Raw genomic sequence first — 15,917 nt, forward strand, 5'->3', positions numbered from 1 at the left:
CGCGCTCCGGAATCTCAGCCAAGGCGTTCGGCAATCCAGGTCCGGGCCTTGGCCAAGGCTTCCGGAAGCCGCTCGGGATGGCCGGCCCCGGCCTGGGCCATGTCGGGGCGACCGCCGCCCTTGCCGCCCAGGGGCTGCGCCACGGCGTTGACGAGATCGCCGGCCTTGATCCGCTCATGCAGTTCTTTGCTGACACCGGCAATGAGGGCCACCTTCTCGCCCTCCACGGCCGCCAGGACGATGACGGACTGGGGTAGTTGCGCCCGCAGGCGATCCAGCGCCTCGCGCAAGCCCTTGCCATCGACACCCTCCAGACGCGCCAGCAGGACCTTGATCCCTCCCAGATCCTCGGCTTGCAGGGCCAGATCCGCACCGGCCTTGGCCGCCTCCTTGCGCTTGAGGTTTTCCAGCTCTTTCTCCAGTTGCCGCAGGCGATCCAGGGTCTGCTGGAGGCGCTGATCGAGTTCGGCCGGCGGGACCTTGAGCATCCCGGCCGCAGCCTGCAAACGCCGTTCGTCGCGCTGCACCATCTCCAGGGCGGCGGCCCCCGCCACCGCCTCGATGCGCCGCACTCCGGCCGCCACGCCGCTTTCCGCGAGGATCTTGAACAGGCCGATGTCACCGAGGCGGCCGACATGGGTACCGCCGCATAATTCCAAAGAAAAATCTCCCATGCGCACCACCCGCACCGTATCGCCGTATTTCTCACCGAAGAGGGCCATGGCCCCCAGGGCCTGCGCCTGGGCGATGGGCAGCACATCCGTTTCGGCATCGGCATTGGCGCGCACCTCGGCGTTGACCAGCCGCTCGATTTCCTGCAATTGCGCCGCCGTCACCGGTTCGGGATGGCTGAAATCAAAGCGCAGGCGCTCGGCGGAGACCAGCGAGCCCTTCTGCTGGACATGGGTGCCGAGAACCCGGCGCAGGGCGGCATGGAGGAGATGGGTGGCCGAATGATGGGCGGCGGTGGCGCGGCGGGCCGCCTCGTCCACCAGCGCATGAATGGCATCACCGACCCGCAGGGCGCCCGCTTCCATCACTCCGAGATGCACATGCAGGCTGCCCAGGGGCTTGTGCGTATCGTCCACCCGGAAGCGGGCGCCGCCCTCTCCTTGCAGGATGCCGCGATCTCCCGCCTGTCCCCCGGATTCGCCATAGAATGGAGTCCGATCGAGGACCACGGCACCGGCCTGACCAGTCTGCAGGGCGGAGGCTTCCTCCCCATTGCACAAGATGGCCAATACCTTGGCGCTGTCCTGGCATTGTCCGTAACCGGTGAATTCCGTGGCCGGCAGGCGCATGGCCAGGTCATGATAGACGCGCTCGGCCTTGACCTCGCCGCTGCCCGACCAGGCGGCGCGGGAGCGGCGGCGCTGCTCGTCCATGGCCGCCGCAAAGCCCTCCATGTCCAGGAGCAGACCCTTTTCCCGGGCAATATCGGCGGTGAGATCGACGGGGAAGCCGAAGGTATCGGCGAGTTTGAAGACGACGGCGCCGGGAATGGCTGCCCCCGCAGGCAGTTGGGCAATGGCCTCTTCCAGCAGGGTGAGGCCTTTTTCCAGGGTTTCGCGGAAACCGCTTTCCTCCTTGGCCAAGACCCGTTCCACCTGCCCCTGCGCCTGTGCCAGTTCGGGGTAGGCATGCCCCATGTTCGCCACCAGCGGCGCCACCAGCCGGTGGAAAAAGACCTCTTCCAGACCCAGCTTGCGCCCATGGCGCACGGCGCGGCGGATGATCCGGCGCAGCACATAGCCGCGCCCCTCGTTGCCCGGCAGGACGCCGTCGCTGATGAGGAAACTGCAGGCGCGAATATGGTCCGCCAGCACCCGGAGGCTGGTGTCCGTCGCTGCATCCACGCCATAGTCCTGGTGGCAAAGGCCCGCGGCGGCGTGAATGAGAGGACGGAAGAGGTCGGTGTCGTAATTGTTGTGCACGCCCTGCAGGACGGCGGCCAGGCGCTCCAGACCCATGCCGGTATCCACGGAGGGCTTGGGTAGAGGAGTCATTTTGCCGCTGCTGTCGCGATCAAACTGCATGAACACGAGATTCCAGATCTCGATGTAGCGATCGCCGTCGGCCTCGGGGCTGCCGGGAGGTCCGCCGGGGATATGGGGGCCGTGGTCGTAAAAGATCTCCGAGCAGGGGCCGCAGGGGCCGGTATCCCCCATGCTCCAGAAATTGTCCTTTTCGCCGCAACGGGAGAAGCGCCGGGGGTCGATGCCCATCTCATCCAGCCAGATGGCAGCGGCCTCCTCGTCCTCCTGATAGACCGTCACCCAGAGCTTTTCGGCCGGCAGGCCGAGGCGCCCGGTGAGAAATTGCCAGGCGAAACGGATGGCTTCGCGCTTGAAGTAATCACCAAAGGAAAAATTGCCGAGCATCTCGAAAAAGGTGTGGTGGCGGGCGGTATAGCCGACGTTTTCCAGGTCGTTGTGCTTGCCGCCGGCGCGCATGCAGCGTTGCGCGGAGGCCGCCCGCCGGTAAGGCCGCGCCTCCAGACCGAGGAAGACATCCTTGAACTGCACCATGCCGGCATTGGTAAAGAGCAGCGTGGGGTCATTGCGCGGGATGAGGTCGCTGGAGGGGACTATGCTATGCCCGTTTTCGGCAAAGTAATCGAGAAAGGCCTGACGAATCAATTCCGCTTGCATGTGTCTTCCATTGTCAAAAAAATCAATATGCGTCGGGATCGCCGTCGAGGGCCCGGCGGATCAGCTCGCTGGTGAAGCCCCGTCCTGCCAAAAAACGTGCGCGGCGCTCCCATTCCCGCCGGTTCTCGGCGGGGGCATCCCCAAAGCGCTTGTGCAGCGCTGCGCGTGCCTGGATCAACCAGTCCGCCTGGGGGATGGACGGTTGTTCCAGTTCCACCCCGGCCCGCGCCAGGTCCCGGCGCAGCCGAAGGGGACCGTGCCCCTGACGCAAACGGGTCCGGCCGAGCATCTCGGCATAGCGGGCGTCATCCTGACAGCCTTCCCTGGCCAGGGCGTCGAGGGTGCCATCGATCTGCCCGGCGTCATAGCCGGCCCGGCTCAAACGGTCCCGGAGCTCCGCCCGGCTGTACTCGCGGCGGGCGAGGAGGCGCAGGGCATGGGCCCTGGGGTCTGGCGCAGCCGCGGACAATCATTCCCCCGCGACAACGTCTTCCGCCGTCCGGGGCTCTTCGGCGAAGGCCAGGGGGTGTCCCGAAGCCGCCGCCCGGACACGCTCGTCAATCTCCTTGGCCATGTCCGGATGCTCTTTGAGGTAGACGCGGGCGTTGTCCTTGCCCTGGCCGATGCGCTCGCCCTTGTAGCTGTACCAGGCGCCGCTTTTCTCCACGATGTCGAACTTGACGCCCAAATCCACCAGTTCCGAGAAGCGGGAAATGCCCTCGCCGTAATAGATGGCGAATTCGGCCTCGCGAAAGGGCGGGGCCACCTTGTTTTTGAGCACCTTGACGCGGGTTTCGCTGCCCACCACTTCATCGCCCTTTTTGATGGCGCCGATGCGGCGGATATCCAGGCGCACCGAGGCGTAGAACTTGAGGGCATTGCCGCCGGTGGTGGTCTCGGGGCTGCCGTACATGACGCCGATTTTCATGCGGATCTGGTTGATGAAGATGACCAGGGTGTTGGTGCGCGAGATATTGGCGGTGAGCTTGCGCAGGGCCTGACTCATGAGCCGGGCCTGCAGGCCCACATGGGAGTCGCCCATGTCGCCTTCGATTTCCGCCTTGGGCGTCAGGGCCGCCACCGAGTCCACGACGATGAGATCCACGGCGCCGGAGCGTACCAGCATGTCGGCAATCTCCAGGGCCTGCTCGCCGGTGTCGGGCTGGGAGATGAGGAGGTTTTCCAGGTCTACGCCCAGTTTTTGCGCATAGGTGGGATCGAGGGCGTGCTCGGCGTCGATGAAGGCGGCGGTGCCGCCGGCGGCCTGGCAGTTGGCGATGACATGGAGGGTGAGGGTGGTTTTGCCCGAAGACTCGGGCCCGTAGATCTCCACCACCCGCCCACGCGGCAGACCGCCTACGCCCAGGGCGAGGTCGAGACCCAGGGAACCAGTGGAATAGACGGCAATGTCCTTAATGGCATTCTGATCTCCCAGGCGCATGATGGCGCCTTTGCCAAACTGCTTGTCGATCTGCGACAGGGCGGCACTGAGGGCCTTGCTACGCTGCTCATCCATGGGCATTCCTTGTATGGTTGGGGACTACCTGCGGCAAAAATTGCCGTAACACCCGCCGCAGGATGCTACTTCGTATCGTCTTCCCTATTCTAGCGAAGGCCGGGGAGATGGGAAACGGGGCAGGCCAAAAATCTTGGCGGATCGCCGGATACCGCCTATATTTCCACCGGACCACCGCCACGATCAAAGGAAACAACCCATGCGCCGCGCCAGCAAAGGAATGATCAGCCTCCTCCTTCTCCCCCTCTCCGCTTCCGCCTGGGCGGGCATCATTACCCCCGGCCTATGGGAGTTGCAGGAACACGGCACCATACAGATACAAAATCCGCCGGTGTCGGAACCCTTCCGGCACAGCGCTCAGCTATGCATCCGGCCGGAGACGGAAAAAAGCCAGATTCTTCCCAATTTTTCCGGACATTGCAGCAAACCGGTCAGCACCCCGGGCGCGGCCGGGAAAACCCTGTGGCACTGGCACTGCAGCATTCCCCAGGGGACCGTCACGGGTAGCGGCTGGATACAAAGCACCCCCGACAGCTACGACAGCCAGTGGGTAGTGACGACCCAGGCGGGAGCGTCCAGCTCCACCGTGCATAGCAGCATTTCCGGCCGGAAACTCGCCGGCCGATGCGCCCCCAAACAGCCTTGACGGCCGGCGGCCTCCTCAGCCCAAGAGGCCAAGAAGGCCGCCCAGGGCGACGGAACCCGCAGCATACTGCACGGCCCAACGGTCCCCGCTAAAATGGCAGGTCCGTACCTGGCCGGAGGCGCCGTGCTGGCCCCAGGCGATGCAGACGGTGCCCACGGGCTTGCCCGGCACCGCGCCGCCGGGGCCGGCAATGCCGGTGATGGCCGCGGCCAGATCGGCCTCCCGCAAGGCCCCCTCCAGCATTTCCAGTGCCGTCGCTTCCGCCACGGCGCCGACGCGCGCGAGGGTCTCTTCGCGCACATTCAGGAGCGCCATTTTGGCGGTGTTGCTATAGCTCACGATGCCCTGCTGCAGGAGGGCCGAAGACCCCGGCAAGGCGGTAAGGCGGGCGGCAAGGCCGCCACCGGTGCAGGATTCCGCCAGGGCCAAACGCCGTTTTTCGCGCCGCCAGCGCCGCAACAGCGCCCACTCCGGCGGTGCAAAGTCCAGGGCAATGGCCCCGGCCTGCCCCGCTGCCACCCAATATTCGCCCGGCAAAACCGCCTCCTTGCCCGGCAGACCATCGGTAAAACAGGTCCAGGGCCTGGCCACGGCGGGCAAGTGCGCCTCCGCCCAGATGCTCAGGGCTGCCCAGTCACTGGCGGGCAACTGCCAGCGCTGGGTGCCGACCCATCGGGCGCTGTTGGCAAATTCACCCAAAGCCAAGGCTGGCCCTCCTTGGTCCGGCAGGGTCTGGACCAGTTCTATCCGGCAAGACCAGCCCGCCAGATGGGCCCAGGCGGCCAGTCGCTGGGCGTCGGGCAGGGCCGCCGGCCGCCAGGGAAGGTAGAGAGAGAGTTCGGTCATAACCATCCTCCATACAGGAGCCCGCGCAGGACCACGGTAGCCGCCAGCGCCGCCGCCAGATCATCGAGCATGATGCCCATACCGCCGTGGATGCGACGATCCAGCCAGGAGATGGGCCAGGGTTTGAGCATATCGAAAAAGCGGAACAGCAGAAAACCGGCCAGCAGCGTGGACCAGGAAAAGGGCAGCCCCCAGAGCGTGAGCAGCAGACCGGCCCACTCGTCCCAGACAATGGCGGGCGGGTCGATGGCCCGTGCGCCGCCCTGTTGTGCCTGCAGATCCCGCGCCGTCCGGCCGCAGAGCCAGGGTCCCACGGCCAGGATGAGGAGCAGAACCGCGCTGTAGAGCATGGGATAGGGGACGACGAGCCAATAAATGGGGATAACCGCGAGGGTGCCCATGGTACCGGGCAGCCAGGGCGAAAGACCGCTGCCCAGACCGAAGGCCAGCCAGTGATACCAGGACCTAGAAGACATGCTCATGCCCCCCTTGCGCGGGCAGGGGCATGGCACTGCCCTGCCAGGACAATTGCACACTGCCCGCCGGCAGATCCCTCCCGGGCGCGACGACCTCGCCCACCCGCGTCAGGGCCAGACCAAGGGTACGGGCCCGGGCTTGCAAGCCCTCCTCAAGGGCCGGGGCTACGCCGAGGATCAGTTCATAATCGTCGCCGCCGCGCAGCGGCCAACGGCTCCATAGTTGCGGATCCCGGCCCGCCACCCGCCGGACGGCCGCGCTCACGGGCAAGGCCTCCAGGGCAATGCGGGCGGTCATCCCCGAGGCCTCCAGGATATGGCCGAGATCCGCCAGGAAACCGTCGGAGCAGTCGATGCCCGCCCGCACCCCCAGCGCCGCCGCCTGACGGCCAAATGCCAGACGCGGTTCGGGCCGGAGCCGGCGCTGCTCCAGAAAATGGCGCTCCTCCCTGGTCCAGTCGGCCGCCATACCCCCCATCCCGCGCTCGGCAAAGGCGGCATCCAGGGCTGCGGCGGCATCCCCCAGACTGCCCGTCACCCAGATGCCGTCCCCGGCCTGCGCCCCGGCGCGGGTCATGACCGCATCGCCCGACCAGAGTCCCAGGGCGGTCACCGACAAGGTCAAAGGACCATCCGTGGCCACGGTATCGCCGCCCACCAGGGCGACCTGCTGCGCCTGCGCCAGGGCCTGCCAGCCCGCCATGAAGGCCGCCAGCCACGTTTCCCAATCGCGCTGACCCGCAGGCAGGGCAAGGCCCAGCAAACACCAGGCCGCCTCGGCCCCCATGGCGGCGAGATCGCTGAGATTGACCGCCAGCGCCTTCCAGCCCAGATCGGCGGGGTCCGCATCGGCGAAAAAATGCCGCCCGGCCACCAGGGTATCCAGGCTCACCGCGAGCTTGCGTCCGCCGGGGTCCAGCAGGGCCGCGTCGTCCCCCATCCCCAGGCCCACATCCGCCCGACCGACGCACGGCATCCGCCGCAACTGTTCAATGAGAGCAAACTCCCGTCCTGCCATGCCCCATCCTCGCTGTTCACAACGGCGTTCAAAGGATGTCCACTATAACCCTTGCCAGATCGACCCCCAAGCCGGGAAAATCTACCCATGGAATCGGCTCCTCTTCCCCCCATCGGTCGCTTCGCCCCCTCTCCCAGCGGCCCCCTCCATCGCGGCTCCCTGGTAGCGGCCATCGGCAGCTACCTCAGCGCCCGCAGCCGGAATGGGCAATGGCTGCTGCGCATGGAGGACGTGGATGGGGGACGGGTCCGGCCGGGGGCGGCGGACGCCATTCTTCGCCAATTGACGGATCTGGCCCTGGATTGGGATGGGCCGGTGCTTGTCCAGTCCCGCCGCAGCGATCTGTACCGGGAGGCCTTAGGGGTCTTGCAGGCCTCCGGCCATGCCTATCCCTGCGCCTGCACGCGGGCGGAGGTTCACGCCGCCGGCGGGGTCTATCCGGGCACCTGCCGCCATGGGCTGCCCGCCGGCCGTTCCCCTCGGGCCTGGCGACTGCGCCTGCCGCAGACCCCTTCCTCCTGGCAGGACCGTTACCTGGGTCGGCAGCGCGGACGGAACGGGGGCGACCCCGTTCTCTTGCGGGCCGATGGCTATTTCGCCTATCTGCTGGCCTGTGTGGTGGACGATGGCGCGCAGGGGGTAAGCGAGATCATCCGCGGCGCTGATCTCCTCCCTTTCACCCCCAGCCAACGGACCTTGCAGCGGGCCCTGGGCCTCCCCTCCCCCGCCTACGGCCACCTGCCGGTAATCCTCGGCCCCGATGGCCGCAAGCTGTCCAAGAGCAGTGGCGCCGCTCCCTGGCAGGGCAATGCCGGGGATGCCTGGGGGCGCGCCTTGCAGGATCTCGGCTGGTCGGTTCCCCGGGACCTGCATGGAGCCTCGGCCCGACAATGGCGGGATTATGCCCTGGCGGAACTGCGCCAAGGCAAGCCCCTATGGGACGGCAAGGCCCAATAAATCAGCCGCCGGCCAAGACTTCCACCCCGAGCAGTTGCCGCTCCAGACCCTTGATCTGGTCGCGTACCCGGGCGGCCTGTTCGAACTCCAGATTGCGCGCGTGCCGATACATGCTTTCCTCCAATTCCTTGATCCGCTTGCCCAGCGCCTTTGGGTCTCCGGGCTGGCCATAGGATTGCGCCGCCGGTTCGGCGGCACGGGCGGCTAGGGGGGCGTTGCGCCGATAGACGCCATCGATGAGATCCGCCACCGGCTTGACGATGCCCTTGGGGGTAATGCCGTGGGCGAGGTTGAAGGCCACCTGCTTTTGCCGCCGCCGCGCCGTCTCGCCCATGGCCCGCTCCATGGAGCCGGTGACGGTATCGGCATAGAGGATGGCCCGGCCGTGGAGATTGCGGGCGGCGCGGCCGATGGTCTGCACCAGGGAACGCTCGGAACGGAGAAAGCCTTCCTTGTCGGCATCGAGGATGGCCACCAGGGCCACCTCGGGCATATCCAGGCCCTCGCGCAGCAGATTGATGCCGATGAGGACATCAAAGACCCCGGCGCGCAGGTCGCGGATGATCTCCACCCGCTCCACGGTCTCGATGTCCGAATGCAGATAGCGGCACTTGATGCCCAGTTCGTGCAGATAATCGGCAAGATCTTCGGACATGCGCTTGGTCAGGGTCGTCACCAGCACCCGCCAGCCGGCGGCCACCACCACATGGATCTCGCCCACCAGGTCATCCACCTGACCGCTGGCCGGCCGCACCTCCACTTCGGGATCCACCAGACCCGTGGGCCGCACCACCTGCTCTACCACTTGTCCCGAGCGTTGCAGCTCGTAAGGGCCGGGGGTGGCGGAAATGAAGATGGTCTGGGGCATGAGAGACTCGAACTCGCTGAACATCAGGGGCCGGTTGTCCAGGGCCGAGGGCAGGCGGAAACCGTATTCCACCAGGGTCTCCTTGCGCGAGCGGTCGCCCTTGTACATGCCCCCGATCTGGGGCACTGTGACGTGGGACTCGTCGATGAAAAGCAGCGCCCCGTCAGGCAGGTAGTCCATCAGGGTGGGGGGCGGCTCGCCGGCGGCCCGGCCCGAAAGATAACGGGAATAGTTTTCGATGCCCGAGCAATAGCCCAGTTCGGCCATCATTTCCAGATCGAAGCGCGCGCGCTGTTCCAATCGCTGCGCCTCCACCAGCTTGTGCTGTTGACGGAGGAACGCCAAGCGTTCGCGCAACTCGTCCTTGATGGCCTCCAGGGCACCCAGAATGGTCGCCCGCGGCGTTACATAATGACTCTTGGGAAAGACCGTGTAGCGCGGCAGGCGGGTGAGGATTTTGCCCGTGAGGGGATCAAAAAGGGAGACGCGCTCGATTTCATCGCCGAAGAGTTCCACCCGCACCGCCTCGTCCTCGCTCTCCGCCGGCCAGATGTCGATGACATCGCCATGCACGCGAAAGGTGCCGCGCTTGAGCTCCACGGGGTTGCGGGCATACTGCATGTCGGCCAGGCGATGGAGGATGGCGCGCTGATCCATGCTGTCCCCTTCGCGCAGGTGCAGGATCATGCCATGGTAGGCGGCGGGATCGCCCAATCCATAGATGGCCGAGACGGTGGCCACGATGATGACGTCCGGCCGTTCCAGCAGGGCCTTGGTGGCCGACAGGCGCATCTGCTCGATATGGTCATTGATGGAGGCGTCCTTCTCGATAAAGGTATCGGAGGACGGCACATAGGCCTCGGGCTGATAATAATCGTAATAGCTGACGAAGTACTCCACGGCGTTGCCGGGGAAAAAGGCGCGCAACTCGGCGTAGAGTTGCGCCGCCAGGGTCTTGTTGGGGGCCATGACAATGGCCGGGCGCTGGGTTGCGGCAATGATGTTCGCCATGGTGAAGGTTTTCCCGGAACCGGTGACGCCGAGCAAGGTCTGATAGACCTCACCGGCCAGCAAACCGGCCGTCAGCAGACGAATGGCCTCGGGCTGATCACCCTGGGGGGAAAATTGGCTCTTGAGTTCGAAGCGCTTTTGCATATCATCTTGCCCTTTGCGTGCCGAAACGGTTCGGCCCGTCTGACCTCGCCCATTTGGAGTCGAAAATAGTGGACATCCGCCTTTCCCGCCGCGTCAATGCCGTGCGCCCCTCTCCCACCCTGGCGGTTGCCGCCCGTGCGCAGCAGTTGCGGCGGGAAGGCAAGGACATCGTCAGCCTGGGCGCCGGCGAACCGGACTTCGATACTCCCGAATATATCAAAGAAGCGGCCATTGCGGCCATCCACCAGGGCTTCACCAAATACACGGCCGTTGGCGGTACCCCCGAACTAAAGGCTGCCATCATCCACAAATTCCAGGGCGACAACGGCCTGAGCTACCGCCCCGACGAGATCCTCGTCTCCGTGGGCGGCAAGCAGAGTTTTTTCAACCTTTGCCAGGCCCTCCTGGATGCGGGGGACGAGGTCATCATCCCGGCACCCTACTGGGTGTCCTACCCGGACATGGTGCTGCTGGCCGAAGGCCGGCCGGTGATCCTCCCCACCGATGCCACGCAGCACTTCAAGATCACGCCGGAACAACTGGCGGCCGCCATCACCTCCGCCACCCGGCTGTTGGTGCTCAACAGTCCTTCCAACCCCTCCGGCGTAGCCTACAGCCGGGACGAACTGGCCGCCCTGGGCGAAGTCCTGCGCCACCATCCGCAAGTGCTCATCGCCAGCGACGATATGTACGAGAAGATCCGCTTCCATGACGAGGCCTTCGTCAATATCGCCAATGCCTGTCCGGACCTGACATCCCGTTGCATCGTCATGAACGGCGTTTCCAAGGCCTATGCCATGACCGGCTGGCGCATCGGCTACTGCGGCGGCCCCCGGGCACTCATCGCCGCCATGACCACGGTGCAATCCCAAAGCACCTCCAACCCCACCTCCATCGCCCAAGTGGCCGCCCAAGTGGCCCTGGAGGGGGGCGACAGCGCCATCCACCCCATGGTCCACGCCTTCCGCCGCCGCCACGACTACGTCTATGGCCGCCTGCACGCCCTGCCGGGGGTGCAGATACTCCCATCTGATGGGACCTTTTACAGCTTTCCGGGCTTTCAGGGGGTCATGGCCGCCAAGGGTCTGTCGGACGATGTCGCCGTGGCCGATGCATTGCTGGAGGCCGGGGTGGCAGTGGTGCCGGGATCGGCCTTCGGCAGCCCCGGCCATATCCGCCTGTCCTTCGCCACCAGCGACGACAACCTGCGCCTGGCCCTGGATCGCATCGCGGCCTTTGTCCATGGGGCATCCTGACGCCCCGGAAGCTCACGGCGCCGGCATGGCCCTGACCAGGGCAGCGGCCGCCTGTGCCCGCTCGCGGGCGGTGTCGGTATCGGGCGCCGTGGCCAGGGCCACCCCCAGACGGCGCAGCTTCAGGGCCTGCGGCTTGCCGAACAGGCGCAAGTCCGCTTCGGGCACGCTCAAGGCCTCCGTCACACCCGTATAAACGGGGCCCCAGCCCAGCCCCTTGGCCCGGATCACCGCCGAGGCGGCCGGCTGACGGAAACCGGGGCGGACCGGCAGGCCGAGGATGGCGCGCAAATGCAGGTCGAACTCGCTCTGCGCCTGACTCGCCAGGGTAACGAGGCCGGTGTCGTGGGGGCGCGGCGAGAGCTCGCTGAAGATCACCTGCTCTCCCCGCACGAAAAATTCCACGCCGAAGATCCCCTGGCCGCCGAGATTGTCCGTGACCACTTGCGCCATTTCCTGGGCCGCCGCCAGCGCCGCGTCGGACAAGGCCTGGGGCTGCCAGGACTCCACGTAATCCCCCGCCTCCTGGCGATGGCCGATGGGCTCGCAAAAAACCGTGCCGAAGGCGCTGCGCACCGTGAGCAGGGTGATCTCGAAATCAAAATCCACAAAGCCCTCGACAATCACTCGCCCGGCCCCCACGCGCCCGCCCGACTGCGCCTCCTGCCAGGCCAAGCTTAACTCCGCCGGCGTCCGCACGACGGACTGGCCCTTGCCGCTGGAGGACATCACCGGCTTGACCACGCAGGGGAAACCCAGGGCAGCGGCCGCCGCCTCCAGTTCCGCCAGGGATCCGGCAAAGCGATAGGGGGAGGTGGGCAAACCCAGATCCTCGGCAGCCAGGCGGCGGATGCCCTCGCGGTCCATGGTGAGCTGCACCGCCCGCGCCGAAGGCACCACCGTCGCCAGCCCCCGGGCCTCGATCTCCGCCAGGGCGCCGGTGGCAATGGCCTCGATCTCCGGCACCACGTAATGCGGCTGCTCCCGCGCCACCAGGGCGAGGATGGCCGTCGGATCGGTCATGTCGATGACATGGGCGCGGTGGGCCACCTGCATGGCCGGGGCGTCGGCATAGCGATCCACGGCGATGGTCTCCACCCCCAGGCGCTGGGCGGCGATGAGGAGCTCCTTGCCCAACTCTCCCGAGCCGAGCAACAAGAGGCGGGTGGCGTGCGCCGAGAGGGGGGTGCCGATCTTCATGGATGCTCCTTGGCAATTGCGCTCTATAATGAAAAGATGGCCGGATAGTGATGGCCCAATTCGGATGATACGTTTCTTGAGGTATGACGGCGAGAGCCGGGGAGACTCCATGAAAAACGCCATTGGCATGGTGGGCTTGGGGCGCATGGGCGCCAACATGGCACGGCGCCTGCATCAGGGCGGCGCCCGGGTGGTGGTCTACAATCGCCATGGGGACAAGGCCGAGGCCTTGGCCCGGGAAAACGGCATGGTGGCGGCCGGGACCCTGGAGGCATTGGTCGCGGCCCTTCCCTTCCCCCGGGTCCTATGGCTCATGCTCCCCGCCGGCGACGCCACCCAGAGCCACGTCGATGCCTTGGTTCCGCTGCTGTCCGCCGGCGATGTCCTGGTCAACGGCGCCAACGCGCAATACGAGACTTCCATAGCCCAGGCCGCCAGCGTCGAGCAGGCGGGGGTGCATTACGTGGATGCGGGGGTTTCCGGCGGCGTCTGGGGCTTGCAGGAAGGCTACGCCTTGATGGTCGGCGGCAGCCGGGAGGCGGTGGCGGCAGTGGCGCCTTTTCTGCAGATCCTCGCCCCCGCCCCCGACCAGGGCTGGCTGCACTGCGGCCCCGTGGGCAGCGGTCATTTCGTCAAGATGGTCCACAACGGCATCGAGTACGGCATGATGCAGGCCCTGGCGGAGGGGTTCGCCATTCTCAGGGGCAAGGAGGCCTTCCACCTGGACCTCGCCCAGGTCGCCGAGATGTGGCGCCATGGCAGCGTGGTGCGCTCCTGGCTGCTGGACCTCAGCGCCGATTTCCTCAAAAAGGACCAGACCCTGGACAGCATCGCCCCCGTGGTGGCCGACTCCGGCGAGGGCCTGTGGACGGCCCAGGCCGCCCTGGACCTCAAGATCCCGGCGCCGGTCATCACCCTCGCCCTGCAGATGCGCTGGGCCAGCCAGGGCCACACTGACTACGCCGCCAAGATGCTGGCCATGATGCGCAACGAGTTCGGCGGCCATGCCGTGCAGAAGGAGGCCTGAATGCCGGCCTGCAATTGCCAGTTCGTCATCTTTGGCGCCACCGGCGACCTCGCCAGCAAAAAGCTCCTCCCCGCCCTCTATCACCTGCAGTGCGCCGGCCGCATGCCCGAGGCCATGCGCATCTTCGCCTTTGGCCGCCGCCCCTGGGACGACGCCGCCTGGCAGGCGTTTTTGCGCGCAGAGCTGGAAAGCCATGCCTCCGGCTTCCATCCCGAGCACTTCGACGCCTTCTGCCAGCATTTCCAGTACGTGCAGGGCGAACTGCACGATCCCGAATCCTATGGGAAACTCTCCGCATTGCTCACCCGCGAAGGGGCCGAGCGGCCCGACGACACCACCTTTTATCTCGCCATCCGCCCGGGCGAATTCGTCCCCGTCGTCCAGCAACTCTCCGCTGCGGGTTTCAACCGCGACTCGGGCAGTCACCGCATCGTCATCGAAAAGCCCTTCGGGGACGACCTCGAAAGCGCCATTCAGCTCAATGAGCAACTCCATCGCCATTTCAACGAAGACCAGATCTACCGCATCGACCACTATCTGGGCAAGGAAATCGTCCAGAACCTCATCGTCTTCCGCTTTGCCAACCTGCCCATCGAATCGGTGTGGAACCGCAATTACATCGACCACGTGCAGATCACTGTCGCCGAGGACTTCGGCATCGAGAACCGCGCCGGTTACTATGATCAGGCCGGCGCCCTGCGCGACATGCTGCAGAACCACCTCATGCAGATCCTCACCCTGGTAGCCATGGAACCGCCTCCCTCCCTGGAGGCCGACGCCCTGCGCGACGAAAAGGTGAAGGTCCTGCGCTCCATCCGCCCCATCCCCAAGACCGCCATCCATGCCTACGCCATGCGCGCCCAATATGGACCGGGCCAGATCAACGGCAAGCATGTGCCGGGCTATCAGAACGAACCGGGAGTGGAGGCCAACTCCGTCACGGAAACCTATGTCGCCGCCAAGTTCTACATCGACAACTGGCGCTGGCGCGGCGTGCCCTTTTATTTGCGCACCGGCAAACGCCTGGCCGCCAAGACCTCCAGCGTCGCCATCCGCTTCCGCCATACCCCCCAGCAACTCTTTCGCGAAACCAGCATCGAGCACATCGAGCCCAACTGGATCCTCCTTTCGCTACAGCCAGAAAGCCTGAAGATCGAGATCTACGTCAAGGAACCGGGCCTGGAAATGCGCATCCGCCCCATCCAGCTCAACGCCTCCTACCGCCGCGACGGAGAAAAGGAGCTGGACGCCTACGAGGCCCTGCTCCTGGACGTCATGCAGGGGGATCGCGCGCTCTTCATCCGCTTTGACGAGGTGGAATGGGCGTGGCGGGCCGTGGACCCCATCCTCAAGGCCTGGAGCCGCGAGACCGACTATATCAGCACCTACCCCGCCGGCAGTTGGGGCCCCGAGGAGGCCAGCCGCATCATGGACCAGGAAGATCAATACTGGCGCAGCGTTTTTTGACCGGGCAAGAGGGTGGCCAGAAATGCCTTTGCCCTTTGGGAGGGCTTGCTGTCCCCCCTCACAGACAATAGTTATCTGCTATAAAACAATATGTTATAGATTTCATTGGAAAAAGCGTAGCCCGGCGTCGACAGCCATCGCTTCTTCCTAGCGGATCCTGCACCCAAGGGAGAGGCAGCATCGGCAGGCAGAAAGTACCCGCAGCGGGGACGGGGATCCCCACCAGAACCTTTCCCCACCGGCTTCCAGCAGCAGTTCGGGGGATTTCCCGCAGCGCCGCTCGAGGCCGGTTTTCCCGAATCAGATCCATAGTGGCATATTAATTGCTTTGATTGCTCCAATGAATCTCGATGAGGAGCAAATCATGCCAAGACTTCCCCTTTGCGAAACCGACATCATCCAGTTGTCCGACGCCATCAAGGCCATGGCCCATCCCTTACGCTACAAAATGGTATGCCTGCTCGGCAACGGTGAAATGAGGGCGCGCTCCAGAATGAACTGCAACACCTATGGTCCAAAGGGACCGGAGGTGATAAATGAGCAAGCATTACAATCAGTTGAGTGTCGATGAGAGAAATCAGATGCAGAGAGGGCTGAATGCCGGGCAGAGCCTGAGAGCCTTGGCCCGGAGCATGAATCGCAGTCCTGGCACCTTGAGTAGGGAATGCTGTCGTGGTGGCTCAAGGCACAGCTACGATGCGGTCCGTGGTCGGGATTGGGCGCAGACGCAACGTCGGCGTGGCCCGTGCAAGCTACTGCCTGGAAACCCCTTGACGGAGCAGGTGCATGCGCTGATTCTGGAACGTACCTGGTCACCAGAGCAGATTGCCGGGAGGC

The 15,917-nt window shown here is 65.4% G+C and carries 15 protein-coding genes; 7 read left to right on the top strand and 8 right to left on the bottom strand.

Features of this window, described 5'->3' with window-relative positions:
* Positions 1–14: 14 nt before the first annotated feature.
* Genes alaS through recA form a run of 3 tightly spaced genes read right to left on the bottom strand, consistent with a single transcriptional unit; the run spans position 15 to position 4,167 of the window.
* Positions 15–2,651 carry an alanine--tRNA ligase gene (alaS, locus tag ACP5MM_RS04685; protein WP_427932012.1) on the bottom strand — a complete coding sequence of 879 codons (2,637 nt, stop codon included), beginning with the start codon at positions 2,649–2,651 and terminating at the stop codon, positions 15–17.
* Positions 2,652–2,673: 22 nt separating this feature from the next.
* Positions 2,674–3,120 carry a regulatory protein RecX gene (locus tag ACP5MM_RS04690; protein ID WP_427932010.1) on the bottom strand — a complete coding sequence of 149 codons (447 nt, stop codon included), beginning with the start codon at positions 3,118–3,120 and terminating at the stop codon, positions 2,674–2,676.
* Complete coding sequence (gene recA / locus ACP5MM_RS04695) at positions 3,121–4,167, bottom strand: recombinase RecA (protein WP_427932008.1); 1,047 nt, start codon at positions 4,165–4,167, stop codon at positions 3,121–3,123.
* 199 nt (positions 4,168–4,366) lie between these two features.
* On the opposite strand from recA, the gene ACP5MM_RS04700 reads away from it, so the two are divergent.
* Positions 4,367–4,813: a DUF3617 family protein gene (locus tag ACP5MM_RS04700; RefSeq protein ID WP_427932006.1), complete on the top strand. Its 447-nt coding sequence runs from the start codon at positions 4,367–4,369 to the stop codon at positions 4,811–4,813.
* Between the two features lie 15 nt (positions 4,814–4,828).
* Here the strand turns inward: ACP5MM_RS04700 and ACP5MM_RS04705 are convergent, their stop codons facing one another.
* Genes ACP5MM_RS04705 through thiL form a run of 3 tightly spaced genes read right to left on the bottom strand, consistent with a single transcriptional unit; the run spans position 4,829 to position 7,153 of the window.
* On the bottom strand, positions 4,829–5,659 hold the full coding sequence (locus ACP5MM_RS04705) for a CinA family protein (protein ID WP_427932005.1): 831 nt from the start codon (positions 5,657–5,659) through the stop codon (positions 4,829–4,831).
* Positions 5,656–6,141 carry a phosphatidylglycerophosphatase A family protein gene (locus ACP5MM_RS04710; protein ID WP_427934181.1) on the bottom strand — a complete coding sequence of 162 codons (486 nt, stop codon included), beginning with the start codon at positions 6,139–6,141 and terminating at the stop codon, positions 5,656–5,658. Before ACP5MM_RS04710 ends, ACP5MM_RS04705 begins: the two co-directional genes overlap by 4 nt.
* Entirely contained in the window at positions 6,125–7,153 is a 1,029-nt protein-coding gene (gene thiL, locus ACP5MM_RS04715) for a thiamine-phosphate kinase (RefSeq protein WP_427932001.1), read from the bottom strand. Before thiL ends, ACP5MM_RS04710 begins: the two co-directional genes overlap by 17 nt.
* A gap of 87 nt (positions 7,154–7,240) precedes the next feature.
* On the opposite strand from thiL, the gene gluQRS reads away from it, so the two are divergent.
* Positions 7,241–8,110 (top strand): tRNA glutamyl-Q(34) synthetase GluQRS, encoded by an 870-nt coding sequence (gluQRS, locus tag ACP5MM_RS04720; RefSeq protein WP_427931999.1) that lies wholly within the window; start codon positions 7,241–7,243, stop codon positions 8,108–8,110.
* 1 nt (position 8,111) lies between these two features.
* On the opposite strand, the gene uvrB is transcribed toward gluQRS, so the two are convergent.
* Positions 8,112–10,133 carry an excinuclease ABC subunit UvrB gene (gene uvrB / locus ACP5MM_RS04725; protein ID WP_427931997.1) on the bottom strand — a complete coding sequence of 674 codons (2,022 nt, stop codon included), beginning with the start codon at positions 10,131–10,133 and terminating at the stop codon, positions 8,112–8,114.
* A gap of 68 nt (positions 10,134–10,201) precedes the next feature.
* Here uvrB and ACP5MM_RS04730 point away from each other — a divergent pair, with 68 nt between their 5' ends.
* The gene (locus tag ACP5MM_RS04730; protein ID WP_427931995.1) at positions 10,202–11,389 is read left to right on the top strand and encodes a pyridoxal phosphate-dependent aminotransferase; all 1,188 of its coding nucleotides are present in this window, start codon (positions 10,202–10,204) and stop codon (positions 11,387–11,389) included.
* A 12-nt stretch (positions 11,390–11,401) separates the two neighbouring features.
* On the opposite strand, the gene purT is transcribed toward ACP5MM_RS04730, so the two are convergent.
* On the bottom strand, positions 11,402–12,586 hold the full coding sequence (gene purT / locus ACP5MM_RS04735; RefSeq protein ID WP_427934182.1) for a formate-dependent phosphoribosylglycinamide formyltransferase: 1,185 nt from the start codon (positions 12,584–12,586) through the stop codon (positions 11,402–11,404).
* A 109-nt stretch (positions 12,587–12,695) separates the two neighbouring features.
* Here purT and gnd point away from each other — a divergent pair, with 109 nt between their 5' ends.
* The 4 genes from gnd to ACP5MM_RS04755 form a co-directional block, all read left to right on the top strand.
* On the top strand, positions 12,696–13,613 hold the full coding sequence (gnd, locus tag ACP5MM_RS04740) for a phosphogluconate dehydrogenase (NAD(+)-dependent, decarboxylating) (RefSeq protein WP_427931991.1): 918 nt from the start codon (positions 12,696–12,698) through the stop codon (positions 13,611–13,613).
* Positions 13,614–15,080: a glucose-6-phosphate dehydrogenase gene (gene zwf, locus ACP5MM_RS04745; protein ID WP_427931990.1), complete on the top strand. Its 1,467-nt coding sequence runs from the start codon at positions 13,614–13,616 to the stop codon at positions 15,078–15,080.
* Between the two features lie 364 nt (positions 15,081–15,444).
* Positions 15,445–15,651 carry a hypothetical protein gene (locus ACP5MM_RS04750; protein ID WP_427934184.1) on the top strand — a complete coding sequence of 69 codons (207 nt, stop codon included), beginning with the start codon at positions 15,445–15,447 and terminating at the stop codon, positions 15,649–15,651.
* The coding region (locus ACP5MM_RS04755) for a helix-turn-helix domain-containing protein (protein WP_427934183.1) at positions 15,617–15,917 on the top strand (301 nt) is incomplete at its 3' end. The genes ACP5MM_RS04750 and ACP5MM_RS04755, both read left to right, overlap by 35 nt.

This window comes from Acidithiobacillus sp. (assembly GCF_049965315.1).
GTDB lineage: Bacteria > Pseudomonadota > Gammaproteobacteria > Acidithiobacillales > Acidithiobacillaceae > Acidithiobacillus_B.